At 24.5% G+C, this 16,690-nt stretch carries 25 protein-coding genes and 1 pseudogene; 22 read left to right on the top strand and 4 right to left on the bottom strand.

The window, feature by feature from the left end; all coding sequences use genetic code 4:
- Positions 1-90: 90 nt before the first annotated feature.
- The 22 genes and pseudogenes from AACK91_RS02335 to AACK91_RS02230 all read left to right on the top strand — a co-directional run bounded on the left by AACK91_RS02335 (position 91) and on the right by AACK91_RS02230 (position 13,266).
- On the top strand, positions 91-324 hold the full coding sequence (locus AACK91_RS02335) for a hypothetical protein (RefSeq protein ID WP_338963776.1): 234 nt from the start codon (positions 91-93) through the stop codon (positions 322-324).
- A gap of 86 nt (positions 325-410) precedes the next feature.
- Positions 411-950 (top strand): ferritin-like domain-containing protein, encoded by a 540-nt coding sequence (locus AACK91_RS02330; protein WP_338963774.1) that lies wholly within the window; start codon positions 411-413, stop codon positions 948-950.
- 160 nt (positions 951-1,110) lie between these two features.
- Positions 1,111-1,836, top strand: coding sequence for an MATE family efflux transporter (locus AACK91_RS02325; protein ID WP_338963772.1), 726 nt, complete (start codon positions 1,111-1,113; stop codon positions 1,834-1,836).
- A 104-nt stretch (positions 1,837-1,940) separates the two neighbouring features.
- Entirely contained in the window at positions 1,941-2,669 is a 729-nt protein-coding gene (locus AACK91_RS02320; RefSeq protein ID WP_338963769.1) for an MATE family efflux transporter, read from the top strand.
- Between the two features lie 173 nt (positions 2,670-2,842).
- Entirely contained in the window at positions 2,843-3,316 is a 474-nt protein-coding gene (locus tag AACK91_RS02315) for a hypothetical protein (protein ID WP_338963767.1), read from the top strand.
- Between the two features lie 279 nt (positions 3,317-3,595).
- On the top strand, positions 3,596-4,147 hold the full coding sequence (locus tag AACK91_RS02310; protein ID WP_338963766.1) for a hypothetical protein: 552 nt from the start codon (positions 3,596-3,598) through the stop codon (positions 4,145-4,147).
- A gap of 28 nt (positions 4,148-4,175) precedes the next feature.
- Entirely contained in the window at positions 4,176-5,744 is a 1,569-nt protein-coding gene (locus tag AACK91_RS02305) for a PTS transporter subunit EIIC (RefSeq protein ID WP_338963764.1), read from the top strand.
- Positions 5,745-5,793: 49 nt separating this feature from the next.
- Complete coding sequence (locus AACK91_RS02300; protein ID WP_338963762.1) at positions 5,794-6,180, top strand: hypothetical protein; 387 nt, start codon at positions 5,794-5,796, stop codon at positions 6,178-6,180.
- A 329-nt stretch (positions 6,181-6,509) separates the two neighbouring features.
- Positions 6,510-6,665 (top strand): hypothetical protein, encoded by a 156-nt coding sequence (locus AACK91_RS02295; protein ID WP_338966611.1) that lies wholly within the window; start codon positions 6,510-6,512, stop codon positions 6,663-6,665.
- Between the two features lie 107 nt (positions 6,666-6,772).
- Positions 6,773-6,892, top strand: a pseudogene (locus tag AACK91_RS11570) (hypothetical protein); the annotation flags it as partial.
- 94 nt (positions 6,893-6,986) lie between these two features.
- Positions 6,987-7,391 (top strand): hypothetical protein, encoded by a 405-nt coding sequence (locus AACK91_RS02285; protein WP_338963760.1) that lies wholly within the window; start codon positions 6,987-6,989, stop codon positions 7,389-7,391.
- An 821-nt stretch (positions 7,392-8,212) separates the two neighbouring features.
- Positions 8,213-8,389 carry a hypothetical protein gene (locus AACK91_RS02280; protein WP_338963759.1) on the top strand — a complete coding sequence of 59 codons (177 nt, stop codon included), beginning with the start codon at positions 8,213-8,215 and terminating at the stop codon, positions 8,387-8,389.
- A 74-nt stretch (positions 8,390-8,463) separates the two neighbouring features.
- A complete protein-coding gene (locus AACK91_RS02275) occupies positions 8,464-9,426 on the top strand; it encodes an IS1/IS1595 family N-terminal zinc-binding domain-containing protein (protein ID WP_338963247.1) in 963 nt (320 codons plus the stop codon).
- Positions 9,427-9,480: 54 nt separating this feature from the next.
- On the top strand, positions 9,481-9,648 hold the full coding sequence (locus tag AACK91_RS02270; RefSeq protein ID WP_338963757.1) for a hypothetical protein: 168 nt from the start codon (positions 9,481-9,483) through the stop codon (positions 9,646-9,648).
- Between the two features lie 9 nt (positions 9,649-9,657).
- A complete protein-coding gene (locus tag AACK91_RS02265; RefSeq protein ID WP_338963755.1) occupies positions 9,658-9,816 on the top strand; it encodes a hypothetical protein in 159 nt (52 codons plus the stop codon).
- Between the two features lie 12 nt (positions 9,817-9,828).
- Positions 9,829-10,119 (top strand): hypothetical protein, encoded by a 291-nt coding sequence (locus AACK91_RS02260; protein WP_338963753.1) that lies wholly within the window; start codon positions 9,829-9,831, stop codon positions 10,117-10,119.
- Positions 10,112-10,282, top strand: a complete 171-nt coding sequence (locus tag AACK91_RS02255) for a hypothetical protein (RefSeq protein ID WP_338963751.1) — start codon at positions 10,112-10,114, stop codon at positions 10,280-10,282. Before AACK91_RS02260 ends, AACK91_RS02255 begins: the two co-directional genes overlap by 8 nt.
- 1 nt (position 10,283) lies before the next feature.
- Complete coding sequence (locus tag AACK91_RS02250; protein ID WP_338963749.1) at positions 10,284-10,421, top strand: hypothetical protein; 138 nt, start codon at positions 10,284-10,286, stop codon at positions 10,419-10,421.
- A gap of 2 nt (positions 10,422-10,423) precedes the next feature.
- Positions 10,424-11,125, top strand: a complete 702-nt coding sequence (locus AACK91_RS02245) for a hypothetical protein (protein WP_338963747.1) — start codon at positions 10,424-10,426, stop codon at positions 11,123-11,125.
- Position 11,126: 1 nt separating this feature from the next.
- A complete protein-coding gene (locus AACK91_RS02240) occupies positions 11,127-12,044 on the top strand; it encodes a recombinase RecT (RefSeq protein ID WP_338963745.1) in 918 nt (305 codons plus the stop codon).
- Entirely contained in the window at positions 12,029-12,493 is a 465-nt protein-coding gene (locus AACK91_RS02235) for a hypothetical protein (RefSeq protein WP_338963743.1), read from the top strand. Before AACK91_RS02240 ends, AACK91_RS02235 begins: the two co-directional genes overlap by 16 nt.
- Positions 12,493-13,266, top strand: a complete 774-nt coding sequence (locus AACK91_RS02230) for a DNA-methyltransferase (RefSeq protein ID WP_338963741.1) — start codon at positions 12,493-12,495, stop codon at positions 13,264-13,266. The genes AACK91_RS02235 and AACK91_RS02230 overlap by 1 nt, the downstream gene beginning before the upstream one ends.
- Before the next feature lie 189 nt (positions 13,267-13,455).
- Here the strand turns inward: AACK91_RS02230 and AACK91_RS02225 are convergent, their stop codons facing one another.
- The 4 genes from AACK91_RS02225 to AACK91_RS02210 all read right to left on the bottom strand — a co-directional run bounded on the left by AACK91_RS02225 (position 13,456) and on the right by AACK91_RS02210 (position 16,588).
- Positions 13,456-13,782, bottom strand: coding sequence for a S1 RNA-binding domain-containing protein (locus AACK91_RS02225; protein ID WP_338963739.1), 327 nt, complete (start codon positions 13,780-13,782; stop codon positions 13,456-13,458).
- A gap of 154 nt (positions 13,783-13,936) precedes the next feature.
- Complete coding sequence (locus AACK91_RS02220; RefSeq protein ID WP_338963247.1) at positions 13,937-14,899, bottom strand: IS1/IS1595 family N-terminal zinc-binding domain-containing protein; 963 nt, start codon at positions 14,897-14,899, stop codon at positions 13,937-13,939.
- A 127-nt stretch (positions 14,900-15,026) separates the two neighbouring features.
- Entirely contained in the window at positions 15,027-16,205 is a 1,179-nt protein-coding gene (locus AACK91_RS02215) for a hypothetical protein (protein WP_338963737.1), read from the bottom strand.
- A gap of 44 nt (positions 16,206-16,249) precedes the next feature.
- The gene (locus tag AACK91_RS02210) at positions 16,250-16,588 is read right to left on the bottom strand and encodes a hypothetical protein (protein WP_338963735.1); all 339 of its coding nucleotides are present in this window, start codon (positions 16,586-16,588) and stop codon (positions 16,250-16,252) included.
- Positions 16,589-16,690: the final 102 nt, after the last annotated feature.

The following is a 16,690-nucleotide window of genomic DNA, read 5'->3' as shown; positions in this document are numbered from 1 at the left end:
AAAAATATACCTAATTTTAGGTATATTTTATAAATATCAAGAGTTTTCGACAAAATTAAAGCTTATTATCGAATTAAATATTGTAAACGAGTGTTATGATTTCCAGAACAACAAGCTAAAATTGAACAAAATTTTCAAGTAATTAGTCAATCAAAACTTGTTTATGAACATATTTATCAAATTTTATTGCGTTATTTAAAATATTATAATCATAGTAATAAGGCAGAAGATTATCAAACGGTGTTACAAATTTTAACACAGTTAGAGGATGATTTTTTACCAGGCGATGAACAAGAACTAGATGACCAGAAGCGGCAGTGTTAAAATAATTATTTATAATTAGTATAAATAATATTGATTTTTAATTTAGATTTAATTATAATATTTATAAATAAAAAAGAGGTGAAAAAATGGCCCAATTATTAAACCAAAATAGTAATAATGTTTTACAAGAATACTTAACTGAACATATTACGATGCAATTACAATGTTTTAATTTAAGTGCCGAAGCTAATCGTTTGGGATATCCTGGTTTTGCGCACTATTTTAAAGTTCAAGCACAAGATGAGATTTTACATCAACGTCGAATTATTAATTTTATTGCTGATTGTGATTGTACTTATTGCGTTGATAATATTAAAGTGAATAATGACAATAAAAAATGTAATTCATTATTAATGTTAATGGAGCATTATCAAAAACATCGTCAACATTTTAGTAATTTAACTACTAAATTAGCAAATAATGCTAAAGCACAAAATGATTTAGTAACTTATAAATTTTATGATTGATTTATAATTGATTTTTATGAAGAATTAGCAGAAATAAAAGATATTATTGATTGAATTAAAATAGCAAATCATAATTATTATGATTTGGATTCTAAATTAGGAACGCGTGAAGAACCAGATACCTTATTGGTAATTGACCCTTTTAGTTATCATAGTTAAAATTTTCTAACAACTAAAATATTTATAATCTTAATCCAAAAACCTATTTCAAATTTAAATCTTAAATAAAAGATAATAATAAAGTTTTATTGTTTTTATTATTATTTTTTATTTTAAATTAAAAGTTATTAAATAAGTTAGAAAGAAAGGAGGAAGAAAAATGCAGACAGTAAATTTAACAATTCGTGAACAAAAATTACGTTATGCTAAGCCATGGTTAGCAATTGCTTATTTTTCAATTCCAACGGTTTTAATTATGCTTATTCAAGGTCTTTATAATATTATTGATAAAGAATTGGCGCTTCAATTTGCGGCGATTGATTTACGAAAAGATCCTTGGTATATTCACCAATATAATTTAATTACAAAGCAAAACGTTACCAACATTCCCTTAAAAGATATGCAAGCTTTTATTAATGTTGCAACACAATATACAACCCAAATTTATAGTTTATTATGATCATTTTCGCTAATTATGGGAATGGGGTGTGCCATTAATTTTTCATTAGCTTATGGTCGTCGTGATCTTTTCCAAATGCGAGAAATTGCAGGAAATGGTTTTTCGTGTACAATTTTATTTTCACTTATTAGTTCGCTATTTATGTTTTGTTTAATTTTTCCATCGTGACATGCTGTTTTTATTACAAGTCAAATGGGCGGAATGTATAATAACATTACTAATTATTTAGCGTGAGAATACTCATATCCAATGTTATTAACAACACCATTAATGTTTTTAAGTTATTATTTTGTGTCATTACTTCGTAATGAAGGACGAACTAACTATGTGTTGTTATTAATTACAGTTTCTGTTTTTATTAATATGGGAGCCGGAATTTTCTTTATGCGTGTTTGTCATTTAAAAATGGAAGGGGCAATGTTATAAACAGTCGCTGCTTGATTGTGACAAATTATTATGGGTTTTGTCATTGTTTTTTGTTCAAAAAGTAGTTATTCCCAATTTAAAGTACAAGATGTGTTAAAATTTAAATGATACAACATTATTGCTTTTTTAAAGCAGGTTTATCGAACTTTATTTCAAATTTTGCTTTAGTTGTTAGTTCTTATTTATCAACTGTGCTTGTTGTATTATTACCAAATCAAGAGCAGTATAATGGGGTTTCTGTTTTACAAGAATTATTAAGTGCTTTAAATCCTTGAATAACATTAATTTTATCAGCAGGAATTGGTTTAACGCAAGGAGCACGAGCGGTTATTGTTTATAATTATGGAGCCCAAAAGTATCATCGTATTTGACAAGTTTTAAAAATTACTAGTTATTTGTTAATTATTTGATTTTGTTTAATGTTATTATTAGTAATAATCTTTAATCGGCAAATGCTGTTAATGTTTGCTTTTCCAAGTCAATATGTTAGCAAATATAAATGATGATTAGTTTTGTGTGTTTATTCGTATTTATTTTGTGTGACAACTTTTATTTGTTTTACCCTTTATCAAGGGATTAATAAAACAACTTTGGCAAGTATAACAACTAGTTTTTGTGCTATCTTTATTGCAATTCCAATGATATGTTTAGGATATGGGATTAGTATTTGAACTAATAATTCAATTTATTATTTTATCGCAATGGGTGGGATTGATTTTATTGCTTCATTATGTTTGATTCCTTTTCTATGTTATAGTTGAAAAAAATATCATTGGCAATTAATTGATCATCCGGATAATTTTGTTGTTAGTTCATTAAAAATTAAAGTTTAAAAAGTCAATGTGTTTTTAATAAACATCTAGTGGAACATATGAAAGTATCAAATAATTTGCACTAATTAAATCTTTATGGAAGTAAGTTGTTAAAGAGGAAGGGGTAATAATTTTGCTTTCTTTTCAAGTATAATATTAATAAGCAAGTAAACTTTGCAAAAAGGAGTAGCGCAATGGAAATCGGAGATACAATTTATACTGTCTTAACAACTATATGATTTGCATATATGGTTCTTTCGATACGAAAATCAAAAATACCAATGACTCGTTTACAACCAAGTTCTTTTAATAATCAACAAAAAATAAACATTAGTACATGAACAGAACTTGATGAAAAAATAATTTCTATTACAGCTAAAAATACAACTATTACAATTGGAGAACTTAGAGAAACAATTGATGAAGTAATTTTGAAAATGTTTCATAAAACTAATATCAATATTACAAGTAATGATTATTCTTATCAAATTTTTAAAAATAAAACAGGTGAAGCTTTTAAGAATCATAATTTAAATGTTAATAGTTTTGTTGTTTTTATTAAAATTTTTAGTAAAGAAAATAAATTAATTATTGGGATGACAGATTACATTCCGGTTAATTTGACAATTGCTAACTATTCGCATTATCTTAATCCCCCTAAAAATTAAATTTTTTACAAAAATTAGTCTTCAAAAATGATGATGAAAAGGGTTATTAACCAGATTTATGAATATAAACAGTAAGATTAGGTTTTATGAAGGGATTTTGTTGTTTAAAGAGCTAATTAAAAACTGCTTATTTAAGCAGTTTTTTCTTTTTTTCCAAAGTAAAATATGATATGATTAATTACATAGAATAGTTAGCAGCTATTTTTTGTATCAACTTATATTAAACATTTAGCAATTATCAACAATATTAATTGAATATAAAGAAGGAGTTATTTAAATATGAACAAAACATTTTTTACCATTATAACAGCTTCAACGTTAGGATCAACGTTACCACCAACGCTTAATCAAGAACAAGCCACAACGAAATATTTAAATTGAGATATTAGTGTGATGTCTGGAAATGCATCATTTCCAGTTGCAAAACGTGGGATGAAATTTGTCACTAATAGTGACAAACCATTGGTTTTTAACTACTTAAATTATGCTACGACATGAGAATTATTTATTCAACAATATCCTTATTTTAAAATTATTGACTCAAGCATTACAACAGGGTTAAAAGGGGATAATAAACAAAACAACTTTGATAGTATGGTTTATCGTACGAGTGATTTTAATACTGGTTCATCAGGGGCAATGTTCACAATGGGTAAAGTTAAGTCACAATTCATTGGTGATTATGTTGTTTTATCGGTTGTTGGAATGTTATTAAACAATACGATCCAGTTCGGTGTGATGTATACTCTAAATATCACGCAGCAATATGCTGACCCGTATCCATTTTATGACGCAGTAACTGGTCGAATCCAGTTTATGAGTCAGAAGTAGACTTTGAATTAAAGGGCATTAATTAGAAATGTCAAGGATTGATAAGTTATATCAAATCAAAAAAAATGGGAAGGGCTATAGTAATAATAAAATTAAAATTAGAGATATATACGAACGATTTATTAAAATTATTACTTTAATAATTATCCCATTGTTGTTGATTGTTTTGATCTATGGGATTGGTGCCACTTTAAATGAACACAGTAAAAATCAAGTCTTAATTACAATAGGGGACGTCTTCATTAAAATTGGAAGAGCTGTTTTTAATAATTTATCAATTATTTTTTGTCTTGTTACTGTTATTAGTATTACTAATAATCTTAAAGCCGTAGCAATTGGTGTTACTGGCTTTTTAGTCTTTTCGGTAACCCAATTTGCTTTAATTCAATATCAGGTTACACCAGATGGAATCTTGTATGTTGATAGCATTTTATTTTTCTATAAGGGGGATAATTTATCTTTATTTTTAGGCTCAACATTAGGAATTGTTACCTTAAATACGTCAATTTTTGGTGGGGTTGTTGTTGGTCTTGTGTCATCATACATTTATTATAAGTGTATTGAATTAAGAATGCCTAAATCATTAGGATTACTGAATGGCTTTCCTTTGGTCAGCATCATTGTTGTTTTTGTTAGTATGCTGTTAGCTGTTATCTTCTTATTATTATGGATTGGGATGGCAATGTTTTTAAATAAACTTTATTTCTGAATGTGAAGTCAAAGTGCGCGTAATTTTTTAGGGGCTGCTTTTGTTTATGAATTTTTAAATATCTTATTAGTTCCATTTGGATTTAAAGATATTTCAGCAAACTTATTTGTGCAAAGTAATTCACAATTATTAACTCAACAAGAATTTCTAGAGTTATTTTTTCAGATCTCATATAGTTATGGTTGACAATATAATATTTTCACGCAAAGTTGAAATAATGAAAGCATTCAAGCGGTATGAACATATTTACAACAACCACAATTACTTAATAGTAAATTATCTTTAATTGACTGAATGTCAATCTTACCATTTAACCGTTTACCACAAATTAATGGAATTGAAACGTGGTTATATAATTGATTCTTATATAGTCAAAACATTGGTGATCTATTTCAATTAAAATTACCACCAAATTATGCGATTGTATTTGGTGCTTCATTAGGGGTTGGTGTTGCTATTGTTTTAACTAGTGAGAAAGAAAACCGCGTTCCAACCGCGTTATTAATGTCAATTATCGTATTAGTAACAATCTTAACAGGAAATAATATTATCATTAACTTATTTATTTTCTTAGCATCACCATTACTATATGTGTTTGTGTATGCGCCAATTGCTGGGTTAAATGGCTTATTTATGTCGATGTTAGGTGTTCACATTTGAGTATCCTTTACTGATGGTTTAATTGATTTTATTTACAAGGGGATTTTACCAGCGGCAAAAGGAACACAGTTCTTCTGAATTCCAATCTTTAGTGTTATCTGGTTTGTAATCATTACACCGATTTTTGCCAAAGCAATTATTCATTTTGATTATCCTTTTATTGGGCGCCGAGAAACGATTCTACCACGAATTACGCACAAAAAGTATCATGAGATTTGGAATCATTAAAAATAACAGGCTTTAATGTTTAATTTAAAAATGTGAAGGAATTTTTAGGGTGTCACAAAATTTAACAAATTTTTCGAAAAGTTTTAAATATAATGGGTTATCTAACCAAATAATTATTATTAATCATAATACAGTTTTTAAATTTGTTAAATTAAGTCCGAAAAGAAAAAACATTATTAATTGATTATTAGCAAATAATAGTTATTATTTACCTAATATAAATATTTTTCAAAATTATATTTCATATGATTTAATTTCCGGTTATACTTTTAAACAAATTGGTTTTACAGGGATTTTAGAATTAAAAAATATTTTGTTAGTAATTCAAACTTTTCAGAAATTAAAATATAAGAGAAAATATGTTGTTCACGGGGATTTAAGCCCAGTTAATATTATTTTTACCCAAAATTTAGAAGTTAAGAAAATAATTGATTAAGACAATGTTAAACTTGGTTCAAAATATCAAGATCCAGCATATATTTTTTGATTATAAATAAATTTTGGGGCAAATAATAAAAATTTTAGTCAACTTAAAAGGGAGGCCAATGTTTTTAAGAATACTTTGCAGTATAATCAAAACGATCTTAAAAAACTTCAATGATGAATTTATAAAGTTATAAAAAAATATCAAATTATTAATAATAAGTTAATAGAAGTTAATTAAAGTATTGTTATTTTTTTCTTAAAAGAAATTGAATTTTTTAAATAAAAAAGTAAATTTATTGTTAAATCTCTTGCTTTTTTTTATAATATGTAAATTGTAATATGAAGTGCAACAAATCAACTCAGAAAGGAGTTGATTTTTTAATGGAAAGAAAACATTATTTTATTTTACGGTCCTTAGTAACTAAGTATGGAAAAGATAATGTTATTAATACGGTAAATAATATTGTAATTAATAATGAAAAAGAAGATGAATAAATTATCCGCGTAATTTATTAGCGGTAATTTATTCAATATAGTTTATTTTGAGCGTAGCGAACACGCGAAGCGTGCCGCGAAAATTAGATTTTTAGGAGGAATAAGTTATGCCAGTTTGATTAACGACAATTTTTAGTGTTGTTATTATATTAGGTATTTTTGCTTGAATTGGTTTATCAATTTATCAAAAAATTCGCCAAATTCGAGGAAAGAAAAAAGATAAAAAAACATACGATAGCATGTACTGTACATACTGGGTATGATGAAGAAAAATATACTGTAAAAAGACCTGTAATCGCAAATAAATTAGGTGTTTTTGAAATGGATAATATTCCAGATTATCTTAAAAAAGAAGCAGATTTAAAACCAGTTCTTATAAAATTATTTTCTTTAATTGAAACTCATTTAAATATGATACCTAATATTGAAATTATGATTTTAGGTGATGGTGCTCCTTTAATTAAAAATACTAAAATTTTTATGCATCAATATTTTCCTAAAAATAAAATTCACTATACAATAGATAAATTTCATCTTACAAGTAGATTTAAAAAATTATATCCATATCAAAATAAAAATAAGGAAAATAGAGAAACATATCATAAAGCAGTGGATTATTTTTTTAATGCTAAATATGAAGAATTATTACAGTGTTTAGAAGATAGTAAATCTTTTATAAGCGATGCTAAATTAGATTTTTTAAATAAAACTATTAGATTAATGTAGAATAAAGGATGAAATAGGACAAAAAAATCGACCCTTATTGGGTTGATTTTTTTATTTAAAAATTAACTTTAAAAATTAATTTGAAAGTGAGGTAATTATAATTCAACAACAAAAAATATGTGATATTAATGATTGCTATAAAGCAATATCATTCATTACCGAAGAATTTTTATCAAATAAAGTTTTATGAACTTGTGAAAAACACAAAGATTTATTAAATCAAGTTAAAAATTTAAAACAAAAGCAGTTTTATCAAAAACTAGAAAATTCAAAAATTATTTTTGATTTAGAAACTGGTTTTTTAAAACTTAAATTTTATAAAACAACTTAATGCAGTGTGGGACGGTTATTTTAAATAACTAAGTGTTTTTATTCCACAGCCGGCCGAGGCAAGTACTGAAATAGTGTATGAGGAAAAATGTAAATCGGCGCTGGTTTTTATAACTAAGCGATAGTCGTGATAAGTGCAAGGTCAACATCGAACGACAATAAACAAAGAGATGATCACTTTATAAATAAATTTGCGATTAGCATTAGGCTCTTCAAGGTGCGAGTGAATTTATTTTAAAAACTGAACGCTTTGACCTGAAATGGTGCGGATGAAGAGGTATATATACACGGCGTAACAAATTTACAAACAACTACAAAATGTAGAACATTGTAGTACTTTGTAGTTAATTGTAAATTCTAATCGCCACCGCTCACCTCCAGTGAAGCGGATGGCGTAGTAAATAAATAGATAAATACTTATATAACTAATTCTCGCTTGGCACTTTCACTTGGAAGTGAGTGCCAGCGAATTAAAAATAGGAGGAATTATAATGACAAAATATAAAAGTTTGTATATTAATAAAACTTGAAATGAAATAACAACATCTTTTGATTGAGTTAATTGTCAACCTATTAATTGTCTTATTTCACATCATAAAAATCATTATGATTTGCAATGTTTAGAATGAGCAAAAATGTACTTAAATTTATTTAAAGATAGACTTTAATTTTGTCGAAAACTCTTGATATTTATAAAATATACCTAAAATTAGGTATATTTTTAATATATAGAGGTAAATAAATGATGAAAAAAATAATTACAGAATTAATAAATAGCTTAACAGATGATCAATTTTTAGAATTTTATGAAAAAATAAAACAACAAGCAGACTTAATTAAAAAACAAAAACGTTTAAATGAAATTGATCAAAAATTTAGAGATAAAGGCATTATATGTCCTAATTGCAAATCTTTTCATTGTGTTAAAAATGGTCATAATTCCGAAGGAAAACAAAAATATTTATGTAAAAAATGTCGTGCTAGTTTTGATGCATTTCGTCATCATTTTACTTATTGAAGTCATTTAAATTATGAACAGTGAAATTTATTAATTCAAATTTCATTGTTAGGACAATCTAGTAAAATAATTTCTCGTTTTATTAAAACAACCCCAAAAACCGCTTGATATAATCGACAAAAATTAATGCAATCAAAACAATTAGAAAATACACAGTTAAAATTTAAAAAATTAAATGGTCAAATCCAAATGGATGAAACATTTATTAAAGAAATTCATAAAGGCAATTTTAAAGATAAATTTGATAAACGAAAAACTCATCTCGATCCATTTTCAACTGATACCAAATGCTGTATTCAAATGGCAGTTGATAGCAATAATAATATTTTTGTTCAATCCACCAATACCAAAAGATTACAAAAACAATGGATTATTGAAAATATGAATAAGCAACTAATTAAAGAAAAATCAATAATTATTTCTGATATGCAACCACTATATTTATTAGTAGCAAAACAAACAAATTCTACTCTATATTCCACCAAAACTAGTACAAACCCTGATACTAGTTATCAAAAGTTAAATAAGATTAGTAAATTACAATCCAGTCTTAAAGAAGCCTTAATTCATTATCATGGTTTGGGTTTCACTAATATTCAAAATTATTTAAAGCTCTGAAAATGAAAATACCAACACAAAGGTTTAACACCAAACCAACAATCAACGGTATTATATTTTAACGTTTAAAAAATTTAAAGCAAAATCATAATCTTACACAAAATTAGTTTTCAAATTGTCATATTGATGATTTTTTTTATTTCATCAAGAGTTTTCGACAAAATTAAAGAAGATAGATGAGATGTTATTGTTTCATATATGCAACATTATAAAATTAACGATATTTTAGATTTAGCTTCCGATGGTTGAAAAATATTACAAATTGACCAAAAAATCAAAGGAATAGTTTAGGGGATTTATATGAAAAAGTTAAATAAAATTTGTCTTAAACAAAAATATTGAGGTTATTGCTCAAAATGCAATCAAGAAAATAAATTACAAGAATTAATGCTTAAAAGTTATCCAGTTTTATTTGAAGATATGACTGATGAACATTGAGCATTAGGTAAAAAGAATTAGGAGGAATAAAAAATGTCATATTGTATTAGTGATTATTTAAATGAAAAATGAATTAATAATAAAGCATTAAAAATTAGTAATAAAGATATTATTTATGCACAAATTGATAGTGATTATGATATGAATTGAGAATTAAATTTATATCTTAAATTTGATAATGAAGAGCGATATGTTGGAAATATTTCATTGCCAATAGATTTTGACTTGAATTTGAAATGATATGAAATTGATGAAGTTAAAGGTTTAATAAATGACTATTTAGAAGATGAAGAAGCAGATTATGAGGTGATAAATTATGAATAAAAAAAATTATAGATACTTATTATTATCAAAAAATAGTGGATTTGATACTCAATTCTTTTATACATTAGAAGAAGCAAAAATTGCTGCTAAAAATATATTTTATAGCGAAACAACCATTATTGATTTAGAAAATGAAAATATTAAATGACAAGGATGTGAATAATATGTGAAAAGATGAAGATGGCAAAATTTATACCGACGAAGATTTATTTAATGAAGCACTTGAAGAATGTCATTCAGAAGATAGTGCTTATGAATATATTGATACTTTAATTGCAGAAAAGAATTTGGAGGAAATTTAATTATGTCAGATTTAAAGTTAAATAATGAAGTTAAAAATATTACTTATCCGTTTTATTTAAAAGGAAATGATTTTAAAGAATTAAGTTTAAAAGCATTAACAATTAAAAAATGAATTGATGAAAATGGACAAGAATTAGCAGAATTTATATATCGACAACAAGCTTGATTAATAAATGGAGAATATAAATCACAATCACTAAAAGATTTAAAATTAGTAGTTTCAAAAATTGATTATGTTTTTAGAGAACCATTAGAATTAATAAAAATTTTTAAAGATGAATTAAATTTTATTAGAAAAGATATTTTAAATTTAGAAAATAATATTAAGAATAATCATGATTCTTTAAAAAATAGTGTCATTAATATTCAATTTCAAAAACAAAATGAAATTGTTGAAACTCATAAAAAAGAACAATTTTTAGAAATTAAAAGTGTAGCAAAACAAGAGCAAGAATTAAAAATTATTACTAGTAATTTTCGTAAAGATAAATTATTAATTAAAGATATTGAAATATTAGGTATTAATGATAATTTTTTACAAAAAGCCGATAAATTAGAACTTATTAATCTTATTAAAAATTATTTAACTATTGATGAACAAATTGTTAAAAATGAAATTAAATATCAGTGAGATAGTAATAAAGATATTAATTTAATTGGGGTTAAAGGTATTAATTTTAAAATAAATAAAGGAGAAAAATAATATGGCAAATATTGTTGAATTTTTAAGAACAGATAGAACAACAGAATGAATAAAAAGTAAATTTTCTAATGAAAATGAAATTGCAAGATTTAAAAGTAATATAATTGCAATATCAAATAGTAATGAATTATTACAAAAAGCAGATCCAAAAACAATTATGACTGCTTGTTATCAAGGGTCATTATTAAATTTACCAATGGAAAAACAATTTGGTTATGCTTATGTTGTTCCTTATAATACTAAAATAACAAGAATTATTAATGGTCGTGAAATACAAGAATGAGTTAATCAAGCCCAATTTCAAATGGGTTATAAAGGTTATATTCAATTAGCCCAAAGAAGTGGTCAATATTTAGATATGTCAGTATCAGATGTAAAAGAAAATGAATTAGTAAATTATGATCGTTTAAAAGGAACTAGTTTTAATTGAATTCAAAATGAAGATGAAAGAGAAAAATTACCAATTATTGGTTATGTAGCATACTTTAAAATGGTTAATGGTTTTGAAAAAACTTTATATATGACCAAAGAACAAATGGAAAATCATTTTATGAAATATTCTAAAACTTATGCTAAAAATAAATCATTTTATATTGCTAGTTTTGATGAAATGGCACTTAAAACGGTATTAACTAGTTTATTACGAAAATGAGGTATTATGTCGGTTGAATTACAACAAGCATATAAATCAGACCAAGCAGTTATTACAACTAATGATGAAAAGATTTATATTGATAATGATAGTAGTGTCGCCAAAAATAAGGGGCAGATGAGCGATGAACCATTATCAAATAATATAAATTTTACCCCATCTTATACAGAAATAGCGGGCACAAACGATGTAGTTAAAGAAGAAGATATCTCAAATGTAGTACCAGCAATTAATAATAACAACGATGAGGAATGATCCACTTGATAAAAATAGGTATTGACCCATCAGGAACAGGTACTACTGCTATTGTTGTTTATAAAAATAATAAATTAATAGATAAAAAAGAATTTATAAATAAAAATTTAAAAGAACAATATGAATTTATTAATGATAAATTGTTTGATTATGAAGAAAAAATTAATATTGAAGATTGTTTATATACATCTGCTAATGCAAGTAAAGATAGAGATGATTTATTAAGATTATTAGGAGCATTATCTGTTTACAAATATTTTATTAATTGAGTATCACCAAAAAACACTAAATCAGTTGTTAAAAATATGGAAAATTTAAGTAAATATCTTAAAATAACAGCAATTTATGGTGAAGATAATTTATTAACTTATGAATATGGTAAAGGTTGATTCTATAATAATGAGAAAATAAGTAATCATTTACGAGACGCAATTATTATTGCTAATTATGAAGGTAAATAATGAAAACTAATTTAGGTGAATTATATTTATGTGATAGTTTAGAAATATTAAAAACAATACCTGATAAAAGTATTGATTTAATATTAACTGACCCACCATACCTTTATCCTGATATTGCTAAAAAATTAGAAAATAAGGAAAAACATATTGAATATAATTTAAAAAAATTAAATGATCCTAATACATCTAATATTCAATATCAAATTCGGAAAAGAGAACTTGAATTTTTACAAGGTGAATTTATTAATAGTTTTGATATACCATCATATTTTAAAGAATGAATGCGAATTATTAAAAAACCCAATTTTATAATTTATTTATCTTGGCAACAAACAAAAGATTATTTAATAGAAATTGATAAATATAATTTAAAATCTATTCTAATAAATATTGAAAAAACAAATGATGCACCCACTAATAATGCATATCGTAAAGATAAAGAATTATGTTTATATATTTATGATAAACCAATTTCTTATAGTAATGTTTGAAATCAAGATATGAAAACTATTTATAGAATTAGTAATAGTAATAATCAATTTATAGGAACTATTAAACATCCTACTGTTAAAGATATTAATTTAATTAAATTACAAATTAATAAACATAGTAAAGTTGGCGATACTGTATTAGATTGTTTTTTAGGGAGTGGAACAACTGCTATTGCTTGTGAACAATTAAATCGGCGTTGAATTGGTATAGAAATTAATGAAAAATATTATAAATTAGCAAAACAAAGATTAAGTAATATTCAAACTACATTATTTATTTAAAGGAATGATATTTATGAAAAGAAAATTAATTCGTAATATAAATGTTTACTTAAATGAAAAACAAGAAAAAGTTTGAAATGAATTACCTGAATTATATACCAACTCACAACGAATAGAACATCTTATCAATTTTTATATAGTACACAACAAAGAAAATAAATAAAATGAAAAAAAATAGTCATATAAAGACTATTTTTCTTTTTCTAAAAAATAATTTGTATTTAATAACTTTTCTAAATTAGGTGAAGTTTCTTTGATTTTATCATTATCATTTCTCAATAATTCAGGGTGACAATTTTTATAACTTAATTTAAGATGTTTTCTAACTGAATCAAAATCAATAATTTCAACTTCAATTTCATCATCAATATCAAAAAAGTCTCTTATATCTCTTACATAATAATCTGAAATTTCACTAATATGAATTAAACCATCAGCTCTTTCTGACCTACAAAAAGCACCATAGGGAGTAATATTTGTTATTTTTACAATAATTTTGCTATTTTTGTCATACATAATATATTTTTCTCCTTTATAGAGTTAATTATATTATTAAAATGCTGAAAATAACTTTAATTTTGTCGAAAACTCTTGATGAAATAAAAAAAATCATCAATATGACAATTTGAAAACTAATTTTGTGTAAGATTATGATTTTGCTTTAAATTTTTTAAACGTTAAAATATAATACCGTTGATTGTTGGTTTGGTGTTAAACCTTTGTGTTGGTATTTTCATTTTCAGAGCTTTAAATAATTTTGAATATTAGTGAAACCCAAACCATGATAATGAATTAAGGCTTCTTTAAGACTGGATTGTAATTTACTAATCTTATTTAACTTTTGATAACTAGTATCAGGGTTTGTACTAGTTTTGGTGGAATATAGAGTAGAATTTGTTTGTTTTGCTACTAATAAATATAGTGGTTGCATATCAGAAATAATTATTGATTTTTCTTTAATTAGTTGCTTATTCATATTTTCAATAATCCATTGTTTTTGTAATCTTTTGGTATTGGTGGATTGAACAAAAATATTATTATTGCTATCAACTGCCATTTGAATACAGCATTTGGTATCAGTTGAAAATGGATCGAGATGAGTTTTTCGTTTATCAAATTTATCTTTAAAATTGCCTTTATGAATTTCTTTAATAAATGTTTCATCCATTTGGATTTGACCATTTAATTTTTTAAATTTTAACTGTGTATTTTCTAATTGTTTTGATTGCATTAATTTTTGTCGATTATATCAAGCGGTTTTTGGGGTTGTTTTAATAAAACGAGAAATTATTTTACTAGATTGTCCTAACAATGAAATTTGAATTAATAAATTTCACTGTTCATAATTTAAATGACTTCAATAAGTAAAATGATGACGAAATGCATCAAAACTAGCACGACATTTTTTACATAAATATTTTTGTTTTCCTTCGGAATTATGACCATTTTTAACACAATGAAAAGATTTGCAATTAGGACATATAATGCCTTTATCTCTAAATTTTTGATCAATTTCATTTAAACGTTTTTGTTTTTTAATTAAGTCTGCTTGTTGTTTTATTTTTTCATAAAATTCTAAAAATTGATCATCTGTTAAGCTATTTATTAATTCTGTAATTATTTTTTTCATCATTTATTTACCTCCATATATTAAAAATATACCTAATTTTAGGTATATTTTATAAATATCAAGAGTTTTCGACAAAATTAAAGGAAAATAATTGATTAAATACAAAAAATAACCTTAATTAGTTATTTTTTTAAATTAATTTTCTTTTAATTGTTAAATCTTTAATAGAAATATTATTTGTATCATTTGAAATTGAGCCATCTTGCTTAATTGTTATTCTTTTATAAGAATTATCTGCTAAAAATGTAAATCTTGATTTTTGTGATATTGTTTCAAAATAATATGTTACAAAATTATTAGCAGATGCATAATCTGTTATTGAAATTGATATTTTATAGTAATATTTTGTTAAATCATAATCTGGAATTTTAAATGTTAATTTTTCGTTTGCTTCTGGATAATTAATTAATTCTCAATCATTGCCACCACTAATTGAAATATCACCACTCCCTAATAATGAATTACCATTAATAGTTTTAATAGTTGTTCCACTTATTAATTTATCTTGTTTTAAATCAGAAACTGCAATCTCATTATTATCACTTTTAATAATAGTCTTATTATCAAAAGGAACTGATAACTCATTATTAGAATTATATACCACTGATTTATTATCAACTTTAATTGAAACATTCTTTATATAATTATCAATATATTTTGCTAATAATTCTTGTGATATTTCAATTTGTCATATGCCACTTTTTTCAGTATCAGATCACGGAATAATTGATAAAGTATTAGATCTAAAAATACTATTTTTTCATACATACTTAGCATCTGCTTCACTTAACATAATTGGTCGATCTTTATGATTAATATCAGGGCGACCAAATCAAGTATGATATTCATTTTTAAAACCATAATTATCAGGATTTATTTTAGTTATAGTTTGTGATTTATAAAACTTTGCTTTTTCTAATAAACTAATAACATCTGGTGAAAATTCTATCTTCATATTACTAAGATATGTATAACTTGCGACACCATCACTACTATTTTCACCACCACTAGAATATTCAATCCCAGTTCTTATTAAATATTGAGTTTGTAAACAACAAGCAATTTTAACATAATTAATGCGTTTTTTATCAATCTCACTATTTGGATCAAGTAATGGAAACTCCGTTTCTAAACGATAACCACAAATACTATCTAATTGTAAACTTGCTCTTGTAATACCCTCAATTAAATAATTTGAAATATTATCATCATAAAGTTTTTTACCATATTGTGCTACTAATTTATCAAAACCCTCTCAATTTTTAAATTCTTCTAATGTTATTAATTTAAAACTTTCTAATTTATTCATAATTTCACTTCTTCGCATCACCATTATAAACAAAAAAAGTCTTTTTAGACTTTAATTGTTTTATTAGATAACTTAATATCTTTTTTAGAAATTGGTGTTTTTGCTCTTTGTAGTTTAACAATATGATTAAATTCATCTTCACTAATAGGTTTATTTGTTTCTAATACTTGTGCTCATTCAGTATTACCAAGACCCAAAGTATTAGCAGTTTGAATTAAACCTAAATGAATAGCTTCTAATGTTTCTTGTCCTACTACTTTATTTGTAGACTCTTTAAGTTTATTTTTAGATACTTTTTTAATTAAAAGTTCCAATCCTTTATAACCTAAAATACCTACAAAACAAGCACCAACGCCAATACCAACTAAGATTTCATAATTCATATTTTATCTTCCTTTCTTATTTTTTACGACAACATCTTAACATCACCATAAAAATAATCAACAATATAATTAAAAATGGTTGAAATAATATTGTTTATTGAT

The sequence above is a fragment of the Spiroplasma endosymbiont of Sarcophaga carnaria genome (genome assembly GCF_964019595.1).
GTDB lineage: Bacteria > Bacillota_I > Bacilli_A > Mycoplasmatales > Mycoplasmataceae > Spiroplasma > Spiroplasma poulsonii.
This window is presented reverse-complemented; position numbering and strand designations above follow the sequence as displayed.